The 458-nt window shown below is 64.2% G+C and carries 1 protein-coding gene; it reads right to left on the reverse strand.

Annotation, left to right across the window (positions count from 1 at the left end; translation table 11 throughout):
* Positions 1-458: phospholipase D-like domain-containing protein (locus EQG68_RS14895; RefSeq protein WP_246011780.1), on the reverse strand; the 458-nt coding region annotated here is incomplete at both ends.

Consider the following 458-nt stretch of genomic DNA (forward strand, 5'->3'; position numbering starts at 1 on the left):
GTGATCGGCCGGCTGAGGGCGCTGTTCCAGTATTGGTCGAAACTGTGCCCCAACTGCTCGGCCACCGGGCCTATACCCAGCAGGTCGATGTCGGTGAAGTTGAGGTTGGGCTCGGCATCGAAATACTCGTCGCCCAGGTTACGCCCGCCGACAATCGCCATGCTGTTGTCCACCAGGAACAGCTTGTTGTGCATGCGCCGGTGCTGGCGCGACAGGTTGAACAGCCGGCCCATGGCGCGCGTTACGCCTGTGCTGCGGCCCAGGTGCAGCGGGTTGAACACGCGGATCTGGATGTTGGGGTGGGCATCGAGGGTGCCCATGATGGTGTCCAGGCCATCGCTGGTGGTGTCGTCCAGCAGGATGCGCACACGCACGCCACGGTCGGCGGCACGCAGCAGTTCATGCACCAGGGCGCGGGTGCTGAGGCCGTCGTGGACGATGTAGTACTGCAGGTCGAT

The sequence above is a fragment of the Flavobacterium piscinae genome (genome assembly GCF_004122145.1).
Taxonomy (GTDB): Bacteria; Bacteroidota; Bacteroidia; order Flavobacteriales; family Flavobacteriaceae; genus Flavobacterium; species Flavobacterium piscinae.